This is a genomic window from Streptomyces sp. NPDC055013 (genome assembly GCF_053608645.1).
On sequence record NZ_JBSGVW010000003.1, the window covers coordinates 361,805 to 385,015 of the forward strand.

Sequence of the window (23,211 nt, forward strand, 5' to 3'; positions counted from 1 at the left end):
CTTGAAATCGTAGCCGACACGGGTGGGCCGCCCGCTTCCCATTTCGAGGGGTGGGAAGCGGGCGGCCCGGGGTGGTCTTCGGCGGTTACGGGCGCCAGGTGGCCAGGATGCCCTCGTAGATCTCCGCGTCCGTGAGCTCCTTCGGGTCCTCGCCGGCCAGGAAGTAGGACATGTTGTCCAGCTTCAGCTTGCGGAGGTAGTCGAAGGCCTTGTTCTCCGGGTCACCGAACGCGACGAAGGAGAAGAAGACGGCGGGGTGGTTCTTCGCGGCCACGGTGAGGGCGTGGGTGGCGGGGGTCTTGGCGTCGGGGGCGCCGTCGGTCTGGAAGACGACCAGGGCGGGGGCGTCGGGGGCGGTCTTGGCGTGGTGGGCGAGGACTTCCTCGACCGCGACGTGGTAGCTGGTACGGCCCATGCGGCCGAGGCCCGCGTGCAGCTCGTCGATCTTGTTCTCGTGGTCGGTGAGGGTGAGCTCGCCGGTGCCGTCGAGTTCCGTGGAGAAGAAGACGACGTGGACCTTGGGGTCGGCGGCCTCGGAGTCGAGGTGGGCGGCGAGGGCGAGGGTCTGCTCGGCGAGGGCCTGGGCGGAGCCGTCCTTGTAGTACGGGCGCATGCTCGCGGAGCGGTCCAGCACGAGGTAGAGCTTCGCTGTGGTGCCGGTGAGGTTGGTTTTGGTGAGGGTTTTTGCGGCGGCGGTGTGGGCGGTGCGTAGGGTTGCGGGGATGGCCTCGGCTTCGCCTTCGGCCTCGTTGTTCCCACCCGCACCACCCGTGCCGGTTTCGTCGTCGGCCGCGGGTGACTCCTGTGGGGCGGTCTCGCCGTCGGCGGCTGCGGGGGCCTTTGGCGTGGGCTCGGCCTCGGCTTCGCCTTCGGCCTCGTTGTTCCCACCCGCACCACCCGTGCCGGTTTCGCCGTCGGCTGCGAGTGGCCCCTGTGGGGCTTCCTCGCCGTCGGCGGCCGCGGCTGCGACGGGCTCCGGCTCCGGCTCGGTCTCGGCAGCCACGGGCTCGGGAGTGGTCTCCGCCGCCTTCGGCTCCTCGGTCACCTCCAGCGGCGCAGGCGCCTCGGCGGCAGCGGGCTCCTCCACGGCGGGCGCCTCGGCGGCAGCCGACTCTGCCGCAACCGGCTCCTCGGCCTCCACCGGCTCGGCAGCGGGCTCCTCCGTGGCAGGCGGCTCCGCCGTGACCGGCTCCTCGGCGGCCGGGGTCTCCGTGACCGGCTCCTCGGCCTGGGCCGGCTCCACTGCGGCAGGTGCCTCGGCGGCAGCCGACTCGGTGGCGGGCTCCTCCGCCGTGACCGGCTCCGCCGTGACCGGCTGCTCGGCCTGGGCCGGCTCCTCGGCGGCCGGGGTCTCCGTGGCCGGTTCCTCGGTGAGCGTCGGCTCTGCCGCAGGCGGCTCCTCGGTTGTGCGGGCCTCCGCGGGGTCCGCCGGCTTCGGCACCGAGATGTTGTCGAAGGCGGCCGAGACCAGCTCGTGCTCGTCGTCCGACTCGTCGGGCGTGGGCTGAGTCTGCGGCTCCGACGTGCGCGGTTCCGGGACCTGGGCCGTGGTCGGCGGGGTGGGTTCCGGGGAGGGGGACGGAAGCGTCGGCTGCGGTTCCGGCGCAGGAGTCGCACCCTCTGCTTCGGCCGTACCAACCTTGCGTGACCGGCCGAATGCGTTCCGCAGGAGAGTGAGAATGCCCATGTCCGCAACCCTTCGCGTGAGTTGATGCCCGTCGATCCCTGGCCAGGACGGACACGTAAGGTTAGCGGCCCCAGATGGCGATCTTGGGGAGGGGCGGACACAGAAGGATTCCGTCCGTCGGCGTACGTCAAGGGCTGCATCGCGCCGATTCCGCGGCGCGGGCTCAACTCCCGTACGGATACCTCTGATTCACCTCCAGTTCATGCAGTCGCCCCGCTCCCGCACAAACGTGCCCCTACCGTCCCCCACGCTGCACTCAAGGGGAAGCAAGGGGAGTACAAAAAATCATGCGTATTCAGCTGCCGATCATCAGAACGAACAGTGACTCGCATCCCGGCGGCCGGGCCGCCCTGACCTGCCGGTTCCGGTGTGGTGACGCCTGTTTCCACGAGGTGCCCAACACCACCACGAACCCGTACGTGGGTGACGTGATCGCCGAGGCCGTCAGCCGCCGTACGACGCTGCGCGCCGCCGCCGTCGTCACCGCGGCCGCCGCCGTGGGAGCCTCCGCCACCGTCGCCGCGCCGAAGGCCGAGGCAGCCGAGGCCGCCGCCGCGACCGAGCGGACCGGTACCTTCGGCCGCGGTGCCCGTGGTCTGCGGTTCAACCCCGTCGCGCCCAACACCGCCGACACCGTGACCATTCCGGACGGATACGGGCAGAACATAGTCATCCGCTGGGGTGAGCCCATCCTGCGCGGTGCGCCCGCCTTCGACCCGGCGAAGCAGACCGCCAAGGCCCAGGCCGGTCAGTTCGGGTACAACTGCGACTTCCTCGCGCTGCTGCCGGTCCCCGGCGAGCGCGGCCGCCAGATCCTCGTCGCCAACCATGAGTACACCGACGAGGTACTCATGTTCCGTGGCTACGACGCCGCCAACCCGACCAAGGAGCAGGTCGAGATCGCCTGGGCCGCGCACGGTCTGTCCGCGGTCGTCGTCGAGTCCGAGCACCGCACCGGCAAGCTCACCCCGGTCTCCCGCCACCCGCTCAACCGCCGCGTCACCGCCACCACCGAGTTCCGGATCACCGGCCCCGCCGCCGGCTCCGACCTGCTGAAGACCTCCGCCGACCCGACCGGCCGCAAGGCTCTGGGCACCCTGAACAACTGCGCCGGCGGCGTCACCCCGTGGGGCACCACGCTGCACGGCGAGGAGAACTTCAACCAGTACTTCGGCAACGCCACCCGCGCCACGGACAAGCGCTACGGCATCGGCACCGGCGCCACCGAGCGCAAGTGGGAGCGTTTCGACAAGCGCTTCGACGTCGCGCAGGAGCCGAACGAGGTGCACCGCTTCGGGTACGTCGTCGAGCTCGACCCGTACGACCCCGACTCCAAGCCGCGCAAGCACACCGCGCTCGGCCGCTTCAAGCACGAGGGCGCGACCGTGCGCCTGACCGACGACGGCCGCCCGGTCGTCTACTCCGGTGACGACGAGCGCTTCGACTACTTCTACAAGTTCGTCGGCAGCAAGCGGATGAAGAAGGGCAGCTCGCGCGCGGTGCGGGAGCACAACCTCTCGCTGCTCGACGAGGGCACGCTCTACGTCGCCAAGCTCACCGGTGACTCCCCGGCCATCGAGATCGACGGGACGGGGAAGCTTCCCGCCGACGGCGAGTTCGACGGCAGCGGCGAGTGGATCCCGCTGGCCACGGCGACCGCGAAGGGCGCCGTCTCGCACGTCGAGGGCATGACCGCCGAGGAGGTCTTCGTCTTCACGCGCCTCGCCGGTGACAAGGTCGGCGCGACGAAGATGGACCGGCCCGAGGACATCGAGCCCAACCCTCACACCGGCAAGGTGTACGTCGCCCTCACCAACAACACCAACCGCGGCATCGGCGCGAACGCCAAGGCGGACGAGGCCAACCCGCGCAACGCCAACAAGCACGGGCAGATCCTGGAGCTGACCGAGCGCTGGAACCGGGCCGACAGCAAGAAGTTCGCCTGGTCGCTGTTCCTGGTCGCCGGTGACCCGGAGGACCCGGCCACCTACTTCGCCGGGTACCCGAAGGACGGCGTCTCGCCGATCTCCTGCCCGGACAACGTCGCCTTCGACTCGTACGGCAACCTGTGGATCTCCACCGACGGCGCGCAGCTCGGCTCGCACGACGGCCTCTTCGGTGTCGCCACCCGCGGTGACCGGCGTGGTGAGCTCAAGCAGTTCCTGACGGTGCCGAAGGGCGCGGAGACCTGCGGGCCGCTCATCCAGGACCGCCGCGTGCTCGTCGCCGTGCAGCACCCGGGCGAGATCGACGGCGCCACGGCCGAGAAGCCGCTGAGCGCCTGGCCCGACGGTGCCGGCAAGATCAACCGCCCGGCGGTCGTGGCGGTCTGGCGCAAGGACGGCTGCGACATCGGCGTCTGAGCCGGTGTCCTACGGGAGGGCTGGGACCGGCGGCTGCGGCTCGCCGTCGTGTTCCAGCCACTCCCGGTACGCCGGTGCCTGCCGCGCCGCCTCCCAGTACGCCTCCTCCAGCGCGGGATAGACCCCGTCGAGGTCCGTCTCCGTACGGGCCGCGAGGAGGAGCCGCACGCCGAGCGGGTCGCCGTGCAGGCGCCGTACCGCCATCGTGGGACTGTCGGCGTGGGTGGGCTGGCAGACGGCGACGACCTCGCCGGTGGCGACCAGGGCGTCGGCCGTGTAGTAGTCGCCGTGCAGGACATGGGGGTTGACGCCGGCCGCGCGGAACATCCGCTGTACGGCGTCCCACTCGCCGTCGACCGTCGGGTCGACCATCCAGCGGTCGTCGGCCAGGTCACGCAGGGCGACCTCGGACTTCGCCACGGCCGGGTGGTCGGTCGGCAACGACACGAACTGCGGCTCGCGCTCCATCAACACGCGTAGCCGTAGCTCCGGCGGAATCCGCAGCGGGCAGCCCTCGACCTCGTGCACGAAGGCGACGTCCAGCTGGCCGTCGGCGACCATGCGCAGCAGGGCGTTGGGGGAGACGTTCATGTGGAGCGTGGGGTCCTGGCCGTGGCCGCGCAGCCGGCGCAGCCAGCCCGCCAGGGCCTTGCTCGCGGTCGAGCCGACCCGCAGCTCCGGGCCGCCGACCGCGGCCGCCCTCGCCTCGGCGACCAGGGCACGCATATCGGCCACCAGCGGGCGGGCCCGGCTGAGGACCAGCCGGCCCAGCGGTGTGGGCCGGCAGCCGGTTCTCGCGCGCAGGAACAGCGCGCCGCCCAGTTCCTGCTCGATCCGTCGCAGTTGCGTGCTCAACGATGGCTGGGCGACGCCCAACTGGCGGGCGGCCCGGTGCAGACTGCCGGTGTCGGCTATGGCGCACAGCGCGCGGAGGTGTCTCACCTCGAGCTCCATGCCCTCGGAGACTAAAGCGGAACAGCTGGTTTCACCAGCCGCACAAATCCCCCCTGATGCCCGCCAATTGGGGCCCCGATAGGGCCGCCCTATCACCGATTGCCATCATCACAGCGGCCACACAGGCGCCGACACTCGCCTTGACGACTCACCCCCCACCTAGGAGTCATCGATGCGTATGTCCACATCCATGTCCGCCCGTACGGCGGCGGCAGTCGGTCTCAGTGTCGCGGCACTCGGCCTGGGCACGGTGGCCCCGGCCACGGCGGCACCCGCCCACACCGCCGCCACCGCCGGCTACGTCGCCAAGTCCGCGGAGTCCGACGCCAGTCGGGCCTTCTTCGAGGCGGTCGTGAAGTCCGTCGCCGAGAAGCGCGCCGCGAACCCTCGGGCCGCGGCCGTCACCGTCGTCTACGACGCCTCCGGGGCGCCCACGTTCAGCGCGCAGATAGCCAGAAGCACCCAGATCTGGAACGGCTCGGTGTCCAACGTCCAGCTCCAGCAGGGCTCGAACGCCGACTTCACCTACCGCGAGGGCAACGACCCGCGCGGCTCGTACGCCTCGACCGACGGTCACGGCAACGGGTACATCTTCCTCGACTACGCGCAGAACCAGGAGTACGACTCGACTCGCGTCACCGCGCACGAGACCGGGCACGTGCTGGGTCTGCCGGACCACTACGAGGGCCCGTGCAGTGAGCTGATGTCGGGCGGCGGTCCCGGCCCGTCCTGCACGAACCCCAACCCGGACGCCAACGAGCGCTCCCGCGTGGAGCAGCTGTGGGCCAACGGGTTCGCCGCCGCGATGGACAAGGCGCTGCACAAGGCGGCTCGCTAGCCGCGGAAGCAAGCCACCCCCCACACACGGCGCGGTCGCCCTCCTGCACGGGGCGGCCGCGCCGCTTTTTGAGACGGTGCGCCCAATGGCTCGGGGCGGCTCGTCATGGTGGGCGACTGCGGCTTCGTCGTGGCTGGTCGCGCAGTTCCCCGCGCCCCTGGGTCGGCTGCCGCTCAGGTATCTCAATGCGGTGAGGCGATTGCGCGTGCCGCCGCCACCTCCTGGCGTACTGGTTCCAGGACGCTGTCGGTTGGGCCCGTCAGGTCCGTGCGGACCTCGTACAGGGTTTCCGACTCGCGCAGACCCTCCGCCAGTTCTCTCAGCTGTCGGGCCACCTGGGTCGCCTCGGTGGTGGACGGTGGCGGGGCGCCGTGGGCGACTCGTACCCTCGCCGCCGTTGTCGCGTCGACGATGCGTTCCACCGCGACGACCAGGGGCCACCAGGCGGCCGCCCGGCGGCCGGTGGGCGGGGGTTCGGTCAGGGCGCGCTGGAACTCGGTGCGGATGGCGGAGAGGGTGCGGTAGAGGCCGCGGCGCATCCGGGCGCGGGCCGCCGGGTCCACGGGGTCCGGGCCGAAGGCGGCCTCCACGTAGCGTGCCGTGTCCTGCACCGCGTCCGCGAGGCGGGCGCCGACCCGGGTGTGCCAGCTCTCCGGCCACAGCAGATAACCGGCGATCAGCGCGATCGCGCACCCCATGAGGGAGTCGCCCAGGCGGGGCAGCAGCAGGGCGGTGCCCTGGCGGTTCAGGACGTCGGACAGGAGCAGGATCACCGGCGTGATGGCGGCCGTCTGGTAGCCGTATCCGCGCGGGGTGAGCGCCGGGATCAGCGGTGCGAGCAGGAACAGCACCGGTACGTCCCACCAGCCGCGCGGCACTTGCGCGAGCACCGCCGCCGCGATGACCAGCCCGGCGACCGTGCCGAGGGCGCGCAGCAGGGCGCGGGAGAAGACGGAGCCGAAGTCGGGCTTGAGGACGAAGGTGATGGTCAGCGCGACCCAGTAGGAGCGGGGGACCGGGATGAGGGACACCAGCGCCTGGGCGATCCCGATGCACAGGGCGAGACGCAGGCCGTAGCGCCAGGAGGCGGCGGAGAGCGTGACGTTCCGCAGGGCGCGGGCGGCGCGGATGCTCAGGGCGGCCGGGCGGCCCAGGCGGTCGTCGATGCCATGGGGAGGGTCGACGTCCGGGTTGCTGACGACCTCGGCGGCGTGCCGCAGGGCGTGGTCGACGGCGCGGCCGGTGTCGGTCGTCGGGGCGGGCAGTTCCAGCCCGGTCGGTCCGGTGTGGCCGGTCTCCACGGCGGAGGCGAGGCGCCGTACCGCGGCCGGGACCTCGGGCGGGAGGGGGGTGCCGCTGAGGCGGGCGGCGGGGGCGGCCTCCACGACCGGGGTGATGGCGTTCAACTGGGCCATCAGGCGGGTGAGTTCGGGGCTGCGGCCGTGGTGGCGGGCGCGGTGGCCGAGGATGATGTCGTAGGACTGGTTCAGGGACTGGGTGACGGCGTGCCGGCCGGCATCGTACGCCTGGGTGGTGCCGCCGTCGCTGCCGCCGACCTCCAGCAGCTCGGCGACCGTCCGGTAGGTGTCCGCCACCGCGGCCCGCTCCGGCACCCCCGACCGCAGCGGCCAGGCGAGCAGCGCCAGGGCCAGCACGAGCAGCCCGCCGCCGGCCATCAGCAGCGGTGCCATCCACCACTCGCCCGGCAGCGGCAGCCCCGCGCCGATCACGGACGTCAGCAGCAGCAACAGCCCCGACACGGAGGCGACCGCGCCGATCGTCGAGATCATCCCGGAGACCAGCGCGACGCCGGTCACGGTGGCGACGGCGACCCAGCCGTGGCCGAACACCAGGGCGCCGAGGGTGATGCCGACGGCGCCGAAGAGCTGCGGGATCGCGATGGTGGGGATGCGCAGGCGGTACGCGGAGGCGGTGTCGCTGATGACGCCGTTGAGGGCGCCCATCGAGGCGAGGGCGCCGTATCCGGGGCGGTCGACGGCGAGCCCGATGGCCAGGGGCAGGGACAGGGCGATCGCCGCGCGGACCACGGCGGGCCAGTTGACGGGGGCCGGCTGGGCCCGGAGGTTGCGCACGAGCCAGTCGGGCGGGGTGAGGCCGATGGGGAGCTCGCGGGACATGGGGCCCATTATGGGCACGCTTGTTCAGTTCGTCGTCGACCTCATCGCCGCTGGTGAAGCGTGACGTCGACGAGCAGGGCACGGTGGTCGGTGTCCGGCAGGTCGAGGAAGCGGGCGGCGCGGGCGGAGAAGTCGGCCGAGAGGAGCACGTGGTCGATCTGCGCCCCGAGGGGCGGCGCGGTACGGGCCGGCCAGCTGGGTGTGCGGTCCTCGCCGGTGAGCCGGGTGGCGTCGCGCAGACCGGCGTCGAGGATGCGGCGGAAGGCGGCGTGGTCCTGGGAGGCGTTGAAGTCCCCGGCCAGGACGACGGGGGTCCTGCCGTCGCCGCCGATGCTCTCGGCGGCGAAGTCCCGCAGGTCGCCGAGCTCCCGGCGCCACAGGTCGACGTGCTGGGGCAGCGGCGGCATGGGGTGCGCGAGCTGCAGCCGTACGGCATGTCCGCGCACGTCGGCGACGGCGCCGGGCATGGCCATGGTGCCGTCGACCGCGTCCGCGGGGTCCAGTGGGAAGCGGCTGAGGACGACCGACCCCGCCGACCCGGCCTCGACCTGCGCCGCCCGGTGCGGATAGTCGGTACCGAGGGCTTCCTTGAGCCCGGCGTCGCAGGTGTACTCGCACTCCTGGACGAACACGATGTCCGGCCGCTCACGGCGGACGGCGGCGACCAGGGCCTCGGTCGCCTGCCCGAACTCGACGTTCGAGGTCAGCACCCGGAAGGAGACGAGCGGGGGCCCGCCCGCCTGACCGGTCTTCCCGTACGGCTCGATGTACCAGGCCAGCAGCCCGAGGAGTGCGACGGCCCATACGACGCCGAACCACCAGCGCGAGAAGAGCGCCACCAGCAGTCCGAGGCCGGTGGGCACGAGCAGCCACGGCAGGAAGGCGAGCAGCTGAGGGACGGGCGTCACGCCGTCGACGTCGGCGACCCGGCAGCCGACGACCACGCCGACACCCAGGAACAGCAGGGCGGCGATCCATCGGCCGAGCCTGTGCCCGGCCCGCCGTCCTGACTCACCGCCCCGGGAAGCCGTCCACTCGGCAGCCGCAGTCTCCAAGTCCCGGCCCTCCGCTCGCGTGTGGGATGCCCGAATCCTCCCTCAAAGACGGGGGCCGCGGGGGGAAGGTTGCGCGGCGGCCACGGGTACGGATCACCCGTCCACGCGCGCCAGGAACTCCCCCAGCGCCTCGTCGAACTCCCCCGGCCGCTCCAGGTTCGGCATATGGGCCGCGCCCTCGATCACCCGCAGGGTCGACTCCGGGAGGGTCGCGTGCATGGCCTGCGCGTCGGAGACGGGCGTGTAGGCGTCGTCCGCGCCGACGACGACCAGGGTGGGGACCGTGACGCGGGTGAGCAGGCCGCGGTAGTCGGGACGTTCGGCGCGGCCGCGCAGGGCCGCTGCGGCGCCCTCGGGCGGGGTCGCCGTCATCATGCCGTGGACGTGGGCCTTGACCTGGGCGTCGGCGTACGGCGCAACCATCTTCTCCAGCACCTCGTCGGCGTAGCCGCGCATGCCCTCGCGCAGCAGCCGGTCCGCCATGGCGTTGCGCGTCTCCTTGCCCTCCTCCGTCTCCGCCGCCGGGAACGTGTCGGCGAGGACCAGGCCCCGGATGCGGTGGGGGAAGCGGGCGTAGCACTCCATGACGATCTGGCCGCCCATCGACAGGCCCGCCAGCACGAAGGTCTCCACCTTCAGGTCGTCCAGCAGCGCCTCGATGTCGTCGGCGAAGTCGGAGAGCGGGGTGACGCCCGGGACGACCGGGGAGGCGCCGTAGCCGCGCAGGTCGGGGGCGACGACCCGGCGGGAAGCGGAGAACGTCGCGATCTGCGGCGCCCACATCGTGCGGTCGAAGGGGTGGCCGTGGACGAGGACGAGGGGGACCGCCGCGGAATCGGCGCCTTTGTCCTCGTATGCGAGGAAGGGGCTCATGTGGACGACCCTAGATCGGCCAACTCCTCGGTGCAATAAGATCTTTGCCCTCGGTGCAATCGGGAAGGCCTGAGTAAGGGGAAGTTCGTGGACGACTACCGGCGTCTCGCCGACCGCATGGCCGACGACATCGCCGCCGGACGACTCAGGCCCGGTGAACGGCTGCCCCCACAGCGGTTGTTCGCGCGGCGGCGCGGGATCGCCGGGTCGACGGCCGGGCGGGTGTACGCCGAACTCGTACGGCGCGGGCTGGTCGTCGGCGAGGTCGGCCGCGGGACCTTCGTGCGGGCCGCTCCGGCGGGCAACGGGCGGGCCCTGGTCGAGGCCGCCACCGCGGCGCCGGTCAACCTGGAGCTCAACTACCCCTGCGCGCCTGGCCAGTCCGAGCTCCTGGCCCCCGCCCTCGCGCCGCTCCTGCGCCCCGACGTCCTGACCGAGGCCCTGCGCCCGGCCCCCGTCACCGGCACACCCGAGGCCCGCCGGGCCGCGGCCGGCCTGCTCGCGACCCCCGCCCGGCAACCCGCACCCGACCGGATCCTCTTCACCGGCAACGCCCGCCAGGCCGTCGCCGCCGCCCTCGCCTCCCTGGTCCGGCCGGGCGGCCGGGTCGGCGTCGAGGCGCTGACGTATCCCGTGGTCAAGGAGATCGCCGTCCGGCTCGGCATCACCCTGGTGCCGCTGGCCACGGACGAGGAGGGCCCGCGCCCCCAGTCCGTCGCCGCCGCCCACCGCACCGCTCCCCTGGCCGCCCTCTACCTTCAGCCGACCCTGCACAACCCGACCTCGGTGACCACGAGCCCCGAGCGCAGAAGCCAACTCGCCGACACGGCAGTCGACTTGGACATCCCCGTCATCGAGGACCGCATCTGGTCGTTCCTCACGGACGACGACCCCCTCGCCACCCACGCGCCCGGCCTCACCCATGTCGTCGACGGTCTGTCCAAGCGCGTCGCACCCGGGCTCACCGTCGGCTTCCTCGTCGTACCCGAGGAGCGGGTCGAGACGGTGGCCGCGGCCGTACGCTCCGGTGGGTGGAGCGCGGGGCGGTTCGCGCTGGAGGCGGCCGTGCGGTGGATCGGTGACGGGACGGTGGAACGGCTGGTCGCGGCGAAGCGGGCGGACGCGGCAGGCCGGCAGCGGATCGTCGGCGAGGAACTGCACGGGTTCGCCGTACGGTCCGATCCGCGGGCCTATTTCGCCTGGTGGGAGCTGCCCGCGCCGTGGCGCGCTGACACCTTCACGGCCGCTGCCGCCGAGCACGGCATCGCCGTGACACCCGGCCCCGCCTTCGCCGTCGACCCGAACCGCACGCCCGACGCCGTCAGGCTCGGGCTCGCGTCGGTTCCTGGGCCGGATCTGCGGCGGGCGCTGCGGACGCTCGGCGGCGTTGTGCGAGCAGGTCCGTGAGGGGGCGGACGAGGGCGAGGGTCGTGCCGGAGGTGGGGCGGCGAGGCAGGGGGGCCGGCAGCGGGTCGTGGGTGAGGAGGTGTGCGGGGTCGCGGGACGCCGTCAGGCTCGGGCTCGCGTCGGTTCCTGAGCCGGATCTGCGGCGGGCGCTGCGGACGCTCGGCGGCGTCGTGCGAGCAGGTCCGTGAGGCGGCAGAGGAGGGCCACGGTCAGGCCGAGGGTGATGAGCAGCCAGGACACCGTGCGCAGGGTCTGGGTCAGGGCGTCGTAGACCGCGCCCGCGGCCGGGCGGTGGGCCGCCTCGGCCAGGCCGTCCAGCGTGAGCCTGCGGCCGATCACCAGCGTGAGGAGCAGGAGCGAGCCGCCGAGTGCCGTGCCCAGCGCGGTCGCCGTGACCGCGCGGCGGCGGCAGGCGGCGACGGCGATGCCGGTCGCGGCGAGCGCGGCGGCCGAGACGGGCAGCCAGAACCCGGCGACCTCGAGCACGTCGTACCCCTTCCTGAGCCGGTCCAGCTCGTGGGCCGGGAGCACGGGGACGTCGGTGTGCTCGACCGGGATGTGATGCGCGAACGGGATGCGGTCCTCGGTGAGCCGGTGTTTGACCTGGGCGGTGACCGGGGCGAGGTCGACGGTGACCGTGCCGCGTCGTCCGTCCTGGAGGGCGCTGAGCACCGCGTCGTGGACGGCTCTGTTGCCCGCCTCCCACGCCGTGCGGAAGGCCTCGGTCCGGGTGAAGGAGCGCACCGCGTCCTGCACGAAGGGGCGCACCGCCCCGCTCTCGGGCGACACCGGGGACACGGGGGACGTGTCCAGTCTGTCGCCGACCGCGTCCATGATCCCGGCCCCGACGGTGTCCGCGACCGCGCCCTGCACCGCCGGATCGTGGGCCAGCGGCGCCATCGCGGTCACATACCGGCCCGTGTCGACCAGCGCGTACGACACCCACGCCGCCAGCGCGCCGAACGGCACGAGGAGGCACGACAGGGCGATCAGCGCTGCCGACAGGGCGTTCCGCAGACGGGTGGACACCCTCTCAGGCAAGGTTCACCGGTGCGTGGGCGCCAGCCCCGTGCCTGCATACGGCCGCACGATTGCGCTCTCCGGTGGAGCGTTCACCCGAACGGGTGTCTTATGGATCAGGGGAGCAAGGAGGCCAATCATGCGCAGAACTCCGTCCCTGCGGATCATGGCCGCGGCCCTGCTCACCGGTGGCACTCTCGCCCTTGCGACGACAGGTACCACCGCGGTGGCCAACGACCGTGGCGACGACAGGAATGGCATCGAGTGCCAGTTCCGCGGTCACCACTTCAACGACGACCGGTTCTGGAACTGGTGCCCGGACTTCGGCGACGGATCCGTGAACGTGATCGTGATCGTGGCTGGATGAACGTGATCGTGGGTGGATGAAGGGGAACGGGTCGGCCCCGGCACCATCGGTGGCAGTCCGCCATCGGTAGCCGGGGCCGATCCGTATGTCAGCCGGGGCGCTCCGCTTATCAGCCGGTACGGCGGCCCTGGGCGTCCTCGTGCGTGTAGTAGCGGTAGAACAGCACGACGAAGAAGGCCGCGCCGATCGCGAGCCCCATGATCGAGGACCTCAGGACCGAGTTGCCGCCCTGGCTGTACAGGAACCCGAACGTGCCGCCCGCGAAGGCGGCCCACAGGACCGCGTGCAGCTCCCGGATCACCTGCGAGGCGACCCAGCGCACGGCGACGTACAGCACCATGAACGCGGCCGCGGTGACGAAGCCGAAGAGCAGGTTCCAGCCGGTGATCTCCCCGCCGGAGCGCCGGTTGGCCGCGGCCCAGTAGCCGTAGACCAGCCCGAGGACGACCGGCACGGCCACACTCGCGACGCGGTGCGTCCGCGCGCTGAACACATCGGGCAGACCGCTCAACCCGGTCGTACCCACCCGCCGGGCCCGTCGGGGCACGGGTGCCGCATGAGCCATGAGAGCACTCCTCTCTCTCCACGCCCCCGCCATCCAGAGCACACCTGGTGCGGTCGGGTGGCAAGTCGGCGGTGCCGATCCCGCCCGTCCGGCGTTCGAGGACGGGGCCCGGTTACCCGGATGCGGCGCGTCGAACGCCGTGTTTCGCTGAAGCCCATGAGGGCCGTAAGCGACGGTGAGGCCGGCCCGCAGGGCGACGCGCGCCGGTCGGGGCTGCTGAGCGTGCGCGGTCACAGCGTTGCCTGGGTGCCGCCGCTGGTGTTGCTCGTCGCCATCGTGGCCGTCGACTTCAGAACCGGCAGCGATTTCCGGATCCTGTCCTGGATCGTGCTGGTGCCCGGTATCGCCGCCGCGATCTGCGGGGTGTGGGGAACGGCCGTCTTCGCGGTGCTCGCACCCGCCACCTACCTCGCAGCCGACGCGGCCCTGCCGCACGAGTACCAGGCCGGGCTGCCCGACCTCGTCCTCGCCGGCATCGGCGGCGTCCTCGCCACGCTGGCCTGCGTGGTCCGGGTGCGTGGTGAGCGGCGCATGCTGCACATCCAGGACGTCGCTGCCACCGTCCGCCGTACCGTGCTGCGCCCGCTGCCGCCGGGCTGGGGCGGTCTGGAGCACGCGGCCGTCTATCTCGCCGCCGACAGCGAGGCAAGGGTCGGCGGAGACTTCTACGACATCCAGATCGGCCTGCACGGCACCCGCGTCATCCTGGGCGACGTCCAGGGCAAGGGGCTGGGCGCCGTGGAGGCGGCGGCCGCACTGCTCGGCACCTTCCGTGAGAGCGCCTACCACGAGCCTGACCTGGCGAGGGTCGCCGTACTGCTGGAGGAGCGTCTGCTGCGGCACATCCGGCTGCGCGCGGCTCTGGGCAAGGAGGAGGGAGACCGGTTCGCCACCGCCGTCCTGATCGGCTTCCCCGAGGAACAGCCGGACACCATCGAGGCCGTCGTCCTCGGCCACGACTGTCCGCTCGTCGTCGGCCCCGACGGCGTGGAGCCGCTGCCGCCCGGCCACGCCCTGCCCCTCGGCTACGGCGGACTGGCCCCCGCCGACGGTCCGCCGCCCATGCACCGGGTGCCCCTGCGGCCCGGCGAGACCCTGCTGCTGACCACGGACGGCGTGACCGAGGCACGGGACGGCGACGGCGTCTTCTTCCCGCTCGACATCGAGGTCGCCAAGGCCGTCGCCGCCGACCCCGACATCGCGCAGCCCCGGCGCCTGGTCGACTTCGTGCGGGAGAGCACGCTGCGGCACTGCAGAGGGCATCTGTCCGACGACACGACGGTGTTCGCGGTACGGCGGGCGGCCGGTGCGGGGAATGGGGACGGAAATGGACGTTTGCAGCCCTGAGATCCCCTCTTTGCAGCCGCAGCGGTTACGGTGCTGCCGTACGTGATCGACGGGGGATGGGGAGGGACCGATGCCCGGAACAGTGCTGTTGCTCGCCGCCTCACCGGCGGGCAGGGGCTCTCTGGTGGACGCCGCCTCCGTGCTCCCCGTCCTCGCGGCGGTCCCGCCCGCGGTGCTGTCCGGCACGGACACCGCCAACGTCGTCGAGCTGGCCGACCCCCTGGAGCCGCAGGCCGTCCTCACCCGCCTGCGCGCCGCGGCGGTCGCCCCCGGCCCGCTCACCGTCTTCGTCGCCGGCCAGCTGCAACTGGACCGCCGCCAGCACCTGCCCCACCTGGCGCTGGCCCGGTCCACCCCGTCGACGGTCCGCTACAACGGCTTCCCCTGGCACTGGATCCGCGAGGAACTGCGCCTGCGAGCACCGGGTTCCACCTCGCTGGTCCTCGATCTGCACGCCGACCACGAGACCTGGCAGTGGCTGCTCGCGAACCCCCTCGACTCGGGCCGCGACCACGCCGTCTACGGCCGGATCGCGCCGCCGCCGAACCGGCGGACCCTGGCGGGCCCGGCGTACATGAAGGCGGTCGCGACGCTGCTGCGCAGTGGACACCGCCCGCCTCTCGACCAGTTGCACCAGTTGGCCTTGCAGCGGATCGCGCCCGAGGGCGGGGTCGGCATCGACATCGTGCTGACCGCGCAGGGCCCCGTGCCGAGCGACCCGCACGCCGCCATCACCAGCGCCGTCCAGGCGGGCCGGCACGGTGACGCCGACGCGCTGGCCGCCCGGCACGAGCAGACCGCCGTCCACACCCATGGCCATGCCTCCGAGGAGGCCCTGCACTGGGGCGAGGTCCGCGCGGACCTGGCGATGCTGGCCGGGGACCCGGTGCGCAGCTGCCGCACCTGGCTGACGGTCGCCTCCTCCCGGCTCTCCGCCGGACAGCCCCCGGACGCGCCCGCGGTGGAGGCCGCGGTGGACCGCGCCCACCACCAGTGGGGGCAGATCCACGACACGACCCTCGCCCGCGAACTGGGCCCCGTCCTCGTGGAGTTGCGAAGCCGGGTGCCGGGGCGCCGCAGCGGCGCCCTGGAGAACGTCCATCGACAGCTGCGGCAGCTGCAGGTCAGCGGGTGACGGTTCGGCGATGACGTTCAGCGGGTGAAGGTGAAGTACTTCCAGTCGCCGTACGTCGCCGTGTGGGCGTGCCTTGCCGGACGAGTTGAGGGGCACCCCCCCCGCATCGCGTGGAAGGCGTCCACCGACAGGTGGAACCAGGTGCCGTCGGCGTGGTCATGGACGTGCGTCGGCAAGGCGGGTTCCCCGTGTGAGCGGTGGTTGTGGTGTGGTTGCTCCGTGAGATCTACGGCGTGGGCGACACCCGGATGACATGCTGGGTCGGTTGCTCTGTTCGGGTCGGTTCCGCCGCTCGGGCGGGGCCCGTGTTGGCTGCCAGGATCAGGGTTGCCACGGCGATGACCGCCGCGGCGAGACCACGGGTGTAGCGCTCGGTGGTGCTGGTGCGTTCCTGCACGGCGACCTCGCAACAGCCAGGTGTTAACCACGTTTAATACGCGGTTTAACCTATGGGCTGTCGGAGTCGAACGGCAAGGGGCACAGGGGGAGTTGGGGGCGTTGAGCGTGTCTGACCGTGATGATCCGGGGACGATCGGGCGAAGAGTGCAGCAGTTGCGGGCCGATCGTGGGCTGACGCAGCGACAGCTGGCGGAGCCGGCGTACACCCCCGCGTACATCTCCACCCTGGAGGCCGGGCGGGTGCGCGCCTCCGACGAGGCGTTGCGGCACATCGCCGACCGGCTCGGCGTCGCCTTCGAGGAGCTCGCCACCGGACGGCCCGCGCACCTCGTCACCGCCCTGCGGATGCGACTGACCGAGGCCCAGCGCGCCCTCGCCACCGGCGACGCCGAGGCCGCGGCCGAGCAGTACGCCGCGCTGCTCGCGGAGGCGGACGCGCACGGGTTCGCCGAGGAACGGGCGGCGGCGCTGCTCGGGCTCGGCGACTGCGACATCGACGTCGGGGAAATCGACTCCGCCCGGCGGTACTTCGAGCGTGCCGAGCAGGTCCTCGCGGACGCCGACACGCCACTGCCCGCCCGGGTGCCCGCGCTGCGCGGCCGGGCCGTGTCGCACTACCTCGCCGGTGAGCTGCGCTACGCCGTCTACCTCATCGAATCCACCCTCGACGAGCTCAACCGCGGCGGCCTGCACGACCCCGACGCCCTCCTCCTGCTCTACGCCAGCGTCATCGGCCCCTACATGGACATGGGCGCCCACGCCCGCGCCGCCCAGGCCGCCGAGTACGCCCTCGCCCTCGCCCCGCAGGCCGCGGACCCCGCCCTGGTCGCCCGTATGCACCGGTCAGTCGCCCGCACCCTGCTCGCCGAGGGCCGGGTCGCCGAGGCCGACGCCTCCCTGGCCAAGGCCGCCGAGCTGTACCGGCAGCTCCAGATCCGCACCGAACTCGCCAACTGCCACTGGATGCGCGGCTACGTCTACGCCCAGAACGGCGACCTCGCACGCGCCGAGGCCGAACTGCGCGAGGCCCAGACCATGCTCACCGCCAAGCGCGCCGCCCTCTACACCAGCCAGGTCGCCGTCGAACTCGCCGACGTACTGCACCGTCGCGGCAAGTCCGACGAGGCCGCCGCCCTCCTGCACGAGGTGCTCAGCGACCTCAGCCCCGAACGCGGCGCCCTGCACTCCGCCGCCGCCCACCGCCTCCTCGGCATCATCGCCGAGGACGCCCGCGACACCGAGGCCGCCGAGGAGCACTACGTCCGCGCCCTGAGCCTGCTGGAGCGCGCCGGTGCGGCCGGCGACCTGGCCGACCTGTGCCGGCTGCTGGGCGACCTGCTCCGCCGTACCGGCAGGGTGGAGGCGGCGCTGGACGCGTACCGGACGGGACTCGGCCACCGTACGGCCCCCGGCACCACGACCCTCGGACCCGCACCCGCACAGCCCCCTCTGTAAGGAACCCAAGCCGCCCCACAGGTCGTTCCGGTTGGCTGCCCGGGACATCCGGACAGGTGGGGACAGGCACGTGGACAACCAGCGGACCGCGCGGACGACGGCCGACGGGCTGCGGCTCGTCGTACGCGCGCTCGTGTACTCCGTCGTCGGTGGCGCCGCGCTCATCGCCATCGCCACGGTCGCCGCAGTCCTCGGCCCCACGCTGGCCCTCGACCTCTATACCCCGCCCGTCGCCGCCTGGTGGACCGTCTTCACGGCGATCGCGGTGCAGGGCGTGCCGTTCCTGCTGCTCGGCACGGTCGTCTCGGCGGCGATCGGGGCGTTCGTGCCGGAGCGGGTCCTCAGTCGCCTGCTGCCGAGCAACCAGGCGCTCGCGGTACCCGTCGCCGGGGCGGCCGGTGTCGTCCTGCCGGGCTGCGAGTGCGCGTCCGTGCCGGTGGCCGGGAGCCTGATGCGGCGCGGGGTCGCCCCCTCGGCCGCCCTCGCCTTCCTCCTCTCCGCTCCCGCCGTCAACCCGGTCGTCCTGGTGGCCACGTCCGTCGCCTTCCCCGGGCAGCCGCGGATGGTCCTCGCCCGGCTGGTCGCCTCCCTGGCCACGGCGGTACTGATGGGCTGGCTGTGGGCCCGGTTCGGCCGCGAGGAGTGGCTGCGCCCACCGAGGCGGCACGCCGGCCCGGCCGCCACCGGCATGCGCGCCTTCACCGCCGGCCTCCAGCACGACTTCCTGCACGCGGGCGGCTTCCTCGTCCTCGGCGCGGCGGCCGCGGCGACCTTCAACATCGCGGTGCCGCGCTCGGTACTGGACCCCTTCACCGGCTCGCCCTGGCTGTCGGTGCTGCTTCTGGCACTGCTGGCGGTCGTCCTGTGCGTGTGCAGCGAGGCGGACGCGTTCGTCGCCGCGTCGCTGAGCGGCTTCTCGCCGACCGCGCGACTGGCGTTCATGGTGGTCGGCCCGATGGTCGACCTGAAGCTGATCGCCCTGCAGGCGGGGACGTTCGGCCGGTCCTTCGCCCTGCGGTTCTCGTCCGTGACATGGGTGACGGCCGTGGCGAGCAGCGCGCTGGTGGGGTGGTGGCTGCTGTGAGGCGGTACGGGCCGGCGGCGCTGCTGCTCCTGACGGGGGCGGCGATCCTGCGGATCTCACTCCTGAGCGAGCTGTACCTGCGGTATGTGCAGGCGGGGCTACGGCCCTACCTGGTCGTGTCCGGATCCCTGCTGGTGCTGTTGGGGACGGCGGCGGCGGTGGTCGGGCGACGGGAACAGGAACCCCACGGCGAGCACGGCGGCCACCACCACGGCCCCCGCATCGCCTGGCTCCTCGCCCTCCCCGCCCTCGCCCTCCTCCTCTTCCCGCCCCCCGCCCTCGGCTCCTACAGCGCCGGACGCGAGGCGGCGCAGCGGGCCGCGCAAGGGGTCGGGGCCTTTCCCGCGCTGCCGGCCGGAGACCCGGTGGCGCTGACGCTCGCGGAGTTCAGCTCCCGGGCGATCTACGACAGCGGACGGTCCCTGACGGGCCGTACGGTCCGGATGACCGGGTTCGTCACCCGGGACGACGACGGCACCTGGTACGTCACCCGCCTCCTCGTCTCCTGCTGCGCCGCCGACGCCACCACCGGCAAGGCCGAGATCCGGGGCGCGGACGCCCCGCCTGCCGACGCCTGGGTCACCGTCACCGGCACCTGGCACCCCAGGGGCGCGCTCGGCACGGACGGAGCGTGGCCGCCGGTCCTGGACGCCGCGTCGGTGCGGCGGGTCGCGCAGCCCGCGAACCCGTACGAGAGGCGCTGAGCGCTCCGCGGTACCGATACGGCCCCGCGCCCCTGGGGTGCCGGCGGGGTTTCGCGGTACGGGCCAGGGGTAGTCGGGCGTCGTCCGGGGCGGGCGGTGGGGCGGCCGCGGAGCCCTGGACCACGCAGGCCGCGCAAGGTGAGGAGGCTGCCGTGCGGCCAAGAGACGATCACCGTGGTGAGGCAGGGCGGAAGCGGACCGGTGCCGCCGACGCGCTCGCCGAGAGCGTGCGCGGGATGGGCCCCGGCGAGATCCCGGCGCGGCTGTGCGATGTCGCCGTCGAGCTGCTGCCCGTGACCTGCGCGAGCGTGTCGCTGCACAGCGACGGCATGCCCGTACAACTGGGCGCGAGCAGTGCGCAGGCCGCCTATGTGACCGAGATCCAGGCCACCTTGGGCGACGGGCCCTGTCAGTCTGCCGTGCAGAGCGGCACGGCCGTGCTCGCGCGCGACCTGACGGCGGGCCGGGACGTCCGGCGCTGGCCGGTCTTCGCCCAGCAGGCCACGGCCGCCGGGGTGCGGGCGGTGTACTCGATGCCGCTCGGGAACGACACGGTGTGCGTGGGCACCCTGGACCTCTACTGCGATACGCCCGGCGACCTCACCGACCGGGACCTGCGCACGGCGCGGGTGGTGGCCGGAATGATGACCGTGGCGCTGATGGCGCTGCCGCACGCGGAGGAGGCGGGCGACCCCGGCGACGAGCGGTGGCTGAGCGGCCTCGCCGCCGACCAGGACCAGATCTACCAGGCCACCGGCATGATCATGGCCCAGCTGGGCGTCGGCACGGGCGAGGCGCTGGCACGGCTGCGGGGGCACGCGTTCGCGCACGGGCGTACGGCGGTTGATGTGGCCCTGGACGTGGTGGACCACCGGTTGCGGTTCGACCGGGACCAAGGCCCCCTATGATCGCCGACCATGGAAATAGTGGGTTACCTCATCGCCCTGGTCGTGATCGTCGGCTTCGTCAGCGTCGAGAGCCGGATCTCCCGTGCCGACCGGCGAGTTGCCCGGGTCGAGCGCAAACTCGACCTGATTCTGGACCACTTGGGGCTGCGTGACGACGATCCCCGGATGGCGAAGGTCGTGGCGCTGCTGCGGGAGGACAAGAAGATCAAGGCGATCAAGGAGTACCGGGAGATCACGGGAGTGGGACTGGCGGAGGCCAAGGAGGCGGTGGAGCGCATGGAGCGGACGTCCTAGCCGGTCCGGCCCCTCCGACCGTCCGGCCCCTGTGACAGGGTGGACGAATGACCACCCCGGCACACGGCGATCTCGCGGCGGCGAAAGAGCTCGTCTACGACCCGTGCGGATTCGCCTGCTCGCAGCCGGTTCCCGAACCCGAGAGCGCCGAGTACGCCGCCCACACATTCACCTTGGACGGCCTCTCCGTCCGGTTCCGCGCGGCCAGGACGACCCCCACCAAGGTCGGCCAGTTCGTCACCGTGTGGAAGCGGTCCCCGGGCGGGCCCATCCAGCCCTTCGACGTCACGGACCCCGTCGACCTGTTCGTCATCAGCTGCCGTGACGGTGAGCACTACGGCCAGTTCGTCTTTCCCAAGGCCACGCTCCGCCGGCGCGGTGTCGTGTCGGCGGACGGTTCCGGCGGGAAGCGGGCCTTCCGCGTGTACCCGCCGTGGGTGACCACCACCAACCGCCAGGCGACCGGCACCCAGGCATGGCAGCTGGACCACTTCCTGCCCCTGGACCAGGGCGGTCCCGTCGACTCCGCTCGCGCCCGGAAGCTCTACCACCCGTAGGACGCCGCCCCGGCCGACCGTCCTAGATCTCCGCCCGGCCCCGCTTCCTGACCTCCGTCAGTCGTTGGGTGCCCGTCTCGATCGCCGTCCAGGTGGCGTCGGCCGGTACTTCGCCGAGGCCGCCGTTGGTGATGGCGAGCGCGTCGTCGCCCACGCGGATGGCGGCGACGTGCAGCGTGAGCGTGGGTGCGTCGTCGTACTCGGAGACGGCGCGCAGGAGGACCCGCAGCCCCTGCCGGGCATCCCCTACCTCCGGCATCTCGGCCGCACTCACCTCGACGGCCATCTCCCCGCCCTGCGCGGTGGCCGTGAACTCGCCGCACCTGTCCGGCAGGCGGCCCAGCCACGCCAGCGTCCGGTCCAGGTCCGCGGGCCGATGGGCCACGACCTGGTAGCGCAGCTGGGCCTCGTCCCAGGCGTCGTCCAGTCCGACCGACGCGCGCGTACGGGCCTCCGGGCCGAAGAGCTCCTCGGCGTACAGGGCGTCGAGGAGCCGCCGGCAGTCGGCCGACTCGGTGTCCGCCTTGAGCATCGCCTCCCGCCAGGTGGCGAAGCCCTGCGTGGCCGTCCAGCCTTCACCGAGGTCGGCCTCGCTGATCAGCGCGTCCCGCGCCTGCGCCTCGGTGAGCGTGGGGGCGGCCGCGGGGGTCGCCGACGTGGTGGGGCTCGCGGCGGAGGCGTGGCTGCGGGCGGCCGAGACCGGTCTGCCCAAGCCGGCGATGGAGGAGCATGCGGCGGTGGTCAGCAGGGTGGCTGCGGAGAGCGTCGCGGCGATGACGGCTCGGGCCGGGGGACGGGGCATCGCGGGCTCCTGGGGTGCGCTCAAGATCAGTACGTGCTCTTAAGGCACCACCCCAGGAGTACGGCCACCAGTGCGCCGGGCCGTCCGGGTGACGGCTGTATGCGGGTCCTACTGCGTCCGGACGTACCCGACGAAGGTGGCGTACGCCTCCGGGGAGAGCGTGAGTGTGCCGACTTCAGGGTGCTTGGAGTCGCGGACGGCTATGCAGGGGGTGAGGTCGGCGACCTCGACGCAATCGCCGCCGCTGCTGCCGCTGTACGAGGACTTGCGCCAGGCGACTTGGCCGAGCGGGGCGCACTCGACGCAATCGCCACCCGTGTTGCCGCTGTAACTGGACTTACGCCACGGGACGTTGGCCAGTTCCGCTGTGCTGCCCATAACGCTCCTCCAGTACGCCCTTGATCAGTTTCGCCGAATCCTCCACGGAGAGGGCGGCTCCCTGCAAGCCAGCGTAACGAAGGGCGGCTTCGCGGATAGTCTCCGGATTGGCCGTCATGTGACCCGAGATCAGGTCCTCCGTGTAGACGATGTCCGGGTCGTCGACGAAGCGAAGCCAGTTGAATGACCCCGCCAGACTGACGTGCTCGCCCACGCAGAAGGGCAGCACCTGGACACGGATCCAGCGCTCGTCCTTGAAGCTCAACAGGTGGAGGAGCTGCTCGCGCATGACCTCCGCGCCACCGATCGGACGGTGTAACACCGCCTCGTCGAGCACGACCAAGGTCAGGGGCGGCCGCTCCCGATTGAGGATGCGCTGTCGCTCCATGCGGGCGGCGAGCAGCTCGTCGAGCTTGTCCGGATGGCCCGTGGCCAGCACGGCGCGGGCGTACTCCCTCGTCTGAAGCAGCCCGTACACCAACTGGCACTGATACGTGGAGATGTACGTCGCCTTCGCCTCCAAGTCGGCGTACGGCTGAAACCACGTCGGCAACTGGCTCCGCAACACCAGCCCCACCAACCGCGAGAACATCCCGTCCGTCATCAGCGCCGCATCCAGCCGCTCGGCGAAATCCCGCGTCGGCACCTTCAGCGTCGTCTCGATCTGGCCGATCAGCGAGCCCGTGCAGAACAGCACCGAACCCAACTGCTTCAGCGTCAGCCCCGCCTCCTCCCGTTTCCTCCTCAGCTCGTAGCCGAAGTAGTCCAACGGAGAGGCCGTGGGATCTAGGGTGCGTCTTCAAACGGATCTTGCCCAGAGTAAGAATGACGCGAGACTGACCGCTGCTTCGTAGGAGGTGGCGGTCTTGTCGTACCTGGTG

23 protein-coding genes are annotated in these 23,211 nt (G+C 72.4%); 12 read left to right on the forward strand and 11 right to left on the reverse strand.

All coding sequences use genetic code 11. The annotated features are described in order from the left end of the window. Positions 1-85: 85 nt before the first annotated feature. Complete coding sequence (locus ACWGDB_RS06340; RefSeq protein ID WP_453821330.1) at positions 86-1,687, reverse strand: VWA domain-containing protein; 1,602 nt, start codon at positions 1,685-1,687, stop codon at positions 86-88. Between the two features lie 287 nt (positions 1,688-1,974). Here ACWGDB_RS06340 and ACWGDB_RS06345 point away from each other — a divergent pair, with 287 nt between their 5' ends. Next, the gene (locus ACWGDB_RS06345) at positions 1,975-4,050 is read left to right on the forward strand and encodes a PhoX family protein (RefSeq protein ID WP_453821331.1); all 2,076 of its coding nucleotides are present in this window, start codon (positions 1,975-1,977) and stop codon (positions 4,048-4,050) included. Positions 4,051-4,059: 9 nt separating this feature from the next. On the opposite strand, the gene ACWGDB_RS06350 is transcribed toward ACWGDB_RS06345, so the two are convergent. Then, positions 4,060-5,004 carry a LysR family transcriptional regulator gene (locus ACWGDB_RS06350; RefSeq protein WP_453821332.1) on the reverse strand — a complete coding sequence of 315 codons (945 nt, stop codon included), beginning with the start codon at positions 5,002-5,004 and terminating at the stop codon, positions 4,060-4,062. A gap of 172 nt (positions 5,005-5,176) precedes the next feature. Here ACWGDB_RS06350 and snpA point away from each other — a divergent pair, with 172 nt between their 5' ends. After that, positions 5,177-5,842, forward strand: coding sequence for a snapalysin (gene snpA, locus ACWGDB_RS06355; RefSeq protein WP_453821333.1), 666 nt, complete (start codon positions 5,177-5,179; stop codon positions 5,840-5,842). A 182-nt stretch (positions 5,843-6,024) separates the two neighbouring features. On the opposite strand, the gene ACWGDB_RS06360 is transcribed toward snpA, so the two are convergent. The 3 genes from ACWGDB_RS06360 to ACWGDB_RS06370 all read right to left on the reverse strand — a co-directional run bounded on the left by ACWGDB_RS06360 (position 6,025) and on the right by ACWGDB_RS06370 (position 9,908). Beyond that, a complete protein-coding gene (locus tag ACWGDB_RS06360) occupies positions 6,025-7,980 on the reverse strand; it encodes an FUSC family protein (protein ID WP_453821334.1) in 1,956 nt (651 codons plus the stop codon). Between the two features lie 41 nt (positions 7,981-8,021). After that, entirely contained in the window at positions 8,022-9,035 is a 1,014-nt protein-coding gene (locus ACWGDB_RS06365; RefSeq protein ID WP_453821335.1) for an endonuclease/exonuclease/phosphatase family protein, read from the reverse strand. Positions 9,036-9,128: 93 nt separating this feature from the next. Further along, complete coding sequence (locus tag ACWGDB_RS06370; protein ID WP_453821336.1) at positions 9,129-9,908, reverse strand: alpha/beta fold hydrolase; 780 nt, start codon at positions 9,906-9,908, stop codon at positions 9,129-9,131. Positions 9,909-9,995: 87 nt separating this feature from the next. Here ACWGDB_RS06370 and ACWGDB_RS06375 point away from each other — a divergent pair, with 87 nt between their 5' ends. Beyond that, the gene (locus ACWGDB_RS06375; protein ID WP_453821337.1) at positions 9,996-11,315 is read left to right on the forward strand and encodes an aminotransferase-like domain-containing protein; all 1,320 of its coding nucleotides are present in this window, start codon (positions 9,996-9,998) and stop codon (positions 11,313-11,315) included. 102 nt (positions 11,316-11,417) lie between these two features. Here ACWGDB_RS06375 and ACWGDB_RS06380 read toward each other — a convergent pair whose 3' ends face one another. Further along, entirely contained in the window at positions 11,418-12,344 is a 927-nt protein-coding gene (locus tag ACWGDB_RS06380; protein ID WP_453821338.1) for a hypothetical protein, read from the reverse strand. A 130-nt stretch (positions 12,345-12,474) separates the two neighbouring features. Here ACWGDB_RS06380 and ACWGDB_RS06385 point away from each other — a divergent pair, with 130 nt between their 5' ends. After that, positions 12,475-12,702 carry a hypothetical protein gene (locus ACWGDB_RS06385; RefSeq protein WP_453821339.1) on the forward strand — a complete coding sequence of 76 codons (228 nt, stop codon included), beginning with the start codon at positions 12,475-12,477 and terminating at the stop codon, positions 12,700-12,702. Positions 12,703-12,811: 109 nt separating this feature from the next. Here the strand turns inward: ACWGDB_RS06385 and ACWGDB_RS06390 are convergent, their stop codons facing one another. Further along, on the reverse strand, positions 12,812-13,267 hold the full coding sequence (locus tag ACWGDB_RS06390) for a hypothetical protein (RefSeq protein ID WP_453821340.1): 456 nt from the start codon (positions 13,265-13,267) through the stop codon (positions 12,812-12,814). A gap of 156 nt (positions 13,268-13,423) precedes the next feature. Here ACWGDB_RS06390 and ACWGDB_RS06395 point away from each other — a divergent pair, with 156 nt between their 5' ends. Both ACWGDB_RS06395 and ACWGDB_RS06400 read left to right on the forward strand, forming a co-directional pair. Beyond that, positions 13,424-14,614: a PP2C family protein-serine/threonine phosphatase gene (locus ACWGDB_RS06395; protein ID WP_453821341.1), complete on the forward strand. Its 1,191-nt coding sequence runs from the start codon at positions 13,424-13,426 to the stop codon at positions 14,612-14,614. A gap of 70 nt (positions 14,615-14,684) precedes the next feature. Next, positions 14,685-15,749 (forward strand): hypothetical protein, encoded by a 1,065-nt coding sequence (locus ACWGDB_RS06400; protein WP_453821342.1) that lies wholly within the window; start codon positions 14,685-14,687, stop codon positions 15,747-15,749. Between the two features lie 17 nt (positions 15,750-15,766). Here ACWGDB_RS06400 and ACWGDB_RS06405 read toward each other — a convergent pair whose 3' ends face one another. Then, on the reverse strand, positions 15,767-15,925 hold the full coding sequence (locus ACWGDB_RS06405; RefSeq protein WP_453821343.1) for a hypothetical protein: 159 nt from the start codon (positions 15,923-15,925) through the stop codon (positions 15,767-15,769). 328 nt (positions 15,926-16,253) lie between these two features. Between ACWGDB_RS06405 and ACWGDB_RS06410 the strand changes: the two genes are divergently transcribed. The 6 genes from ACWGDB_RS06410 (at position 16,254) to ACWGDB_RS06435 (ending at position 21,150) form a co-directional block, all read left to right on the forward strand. Further along, a complete protein-coding gene (locus tag ACWGDB_RS06410; protein ID WP_453821344.1) occupies positions 16,254-17,603 on the forward strand; it encodes a tetratricopeptide repeat protein in 1,350 nt (449 codons plus the stop codon). 70 nt (positions 17,604-17,673) lie between these two features. Beyond that, complete coding sequence (locus tag ACWGDB_RS06415) at positions 17,674-18,687, forward strand: permease (protein ID WP_453821345.1); 1,014 nt, start codon at positions 17,674-17,676, stop codon at positions 18,685-18,687. Next, positions 18,684-19,391: a TIGR03943 family putative permease subunit gene (locus tag ACWGDB_RS06420; RefSeq protein ID WP_453821362.1), complete on the forward strand. Its 708-nt coding sequence runs from the start codon at positions 18,684-18,686 to the stop codon at positions 19,389-19,391. Before ACWGDB_RS06415 ends, ACWGDB_RS06420 begins: the two co-directional genes overlap by 4 nt. A 152-nt stretch (positions 19,392-19,543) precedes the next feature. Then, complete coding sequence (locus ACWGDB_RS06425; protein ID WP_453821346.1) at positions 19,544-20,299, forward strand: GAF and ANTAR domain-containing protein; 756 nt, start codon at positions 19,544-19,546, stop codon at positions 20,297-20,299. A 9-nt stretch (positions 20,300-20,308) separates the two neighbouring features. Next, a complete protein-coding gene (locus tag ACWGDB_RS06430) occupies positions 20,309-20,593 on the forward strand; it encodes a ribosomal protein L7/L12 (protein WP_453821347.1) in 285 nt (94 codons plus the stop codon). Between the two features lie 47 nt (positions 20,594-20,640). Further along, positions 20,641-21,150 (forward strand): MepB family protein, encoded by a 510-nt coding sequence (locus tag ACWGDB_RS06435; protein ID WP_453821348.1) that lies wholly within the window; start codon positions 20,641-20,643, stop codon positions 21,148-21,150. A 22-nt stretch (positions 21,151-21,172) separates the two neighbouring features. Here ACWGDB_RS06435 and ACWGDB_RS06440 read toward each other — a convergent pair whose 3' ends face one another. The 3 genes from ACWGDB_RS06440 to ACWGDB_RS06450 form a co-directional block, all read right to left on the reverse strand. Continuing rightward, positions 21,173-21,952 (reverse strand): hypothetical protein, encoded by a 780-nt coding sequence (locus tag ACWGDB_RS06440; RefSeq protein WP_453821349.1) that lies wholly within the window; start codon positions 21,950-21,952, stop codon positions 21,173-21,175. 108 nt (positions 21,953-22,060) lie between these two features. Then, positions 22,061-22,330 carry a DUF397 domain-containing protein gene (locus ACWGDB_RS06445; protein ID WP_453821350.1) on the reverse strand — a complete coding sequence of 90 codons (270 nt, stop codon included), beginning with the start codon at positions 22,328-22,330 and terminating at the stop codon, positions 22,061-22,063. After that, entirely contained in the window at positions 22,290-23,099 is an 810-nt protein-coding gene (locus tag ACWGDB_RS06450) for a helix-turn-helix domain-containing protein (protein ID WP_453821351.1), read from the reverse strand. Before ACWGDB_RS06450 ends, ACWGDB_RS06445 begins: the two co-directional genes overlap by 41 nt. Between the last annotated feature and the right edge of the window lie 112 nt (positions 23,100-23,211).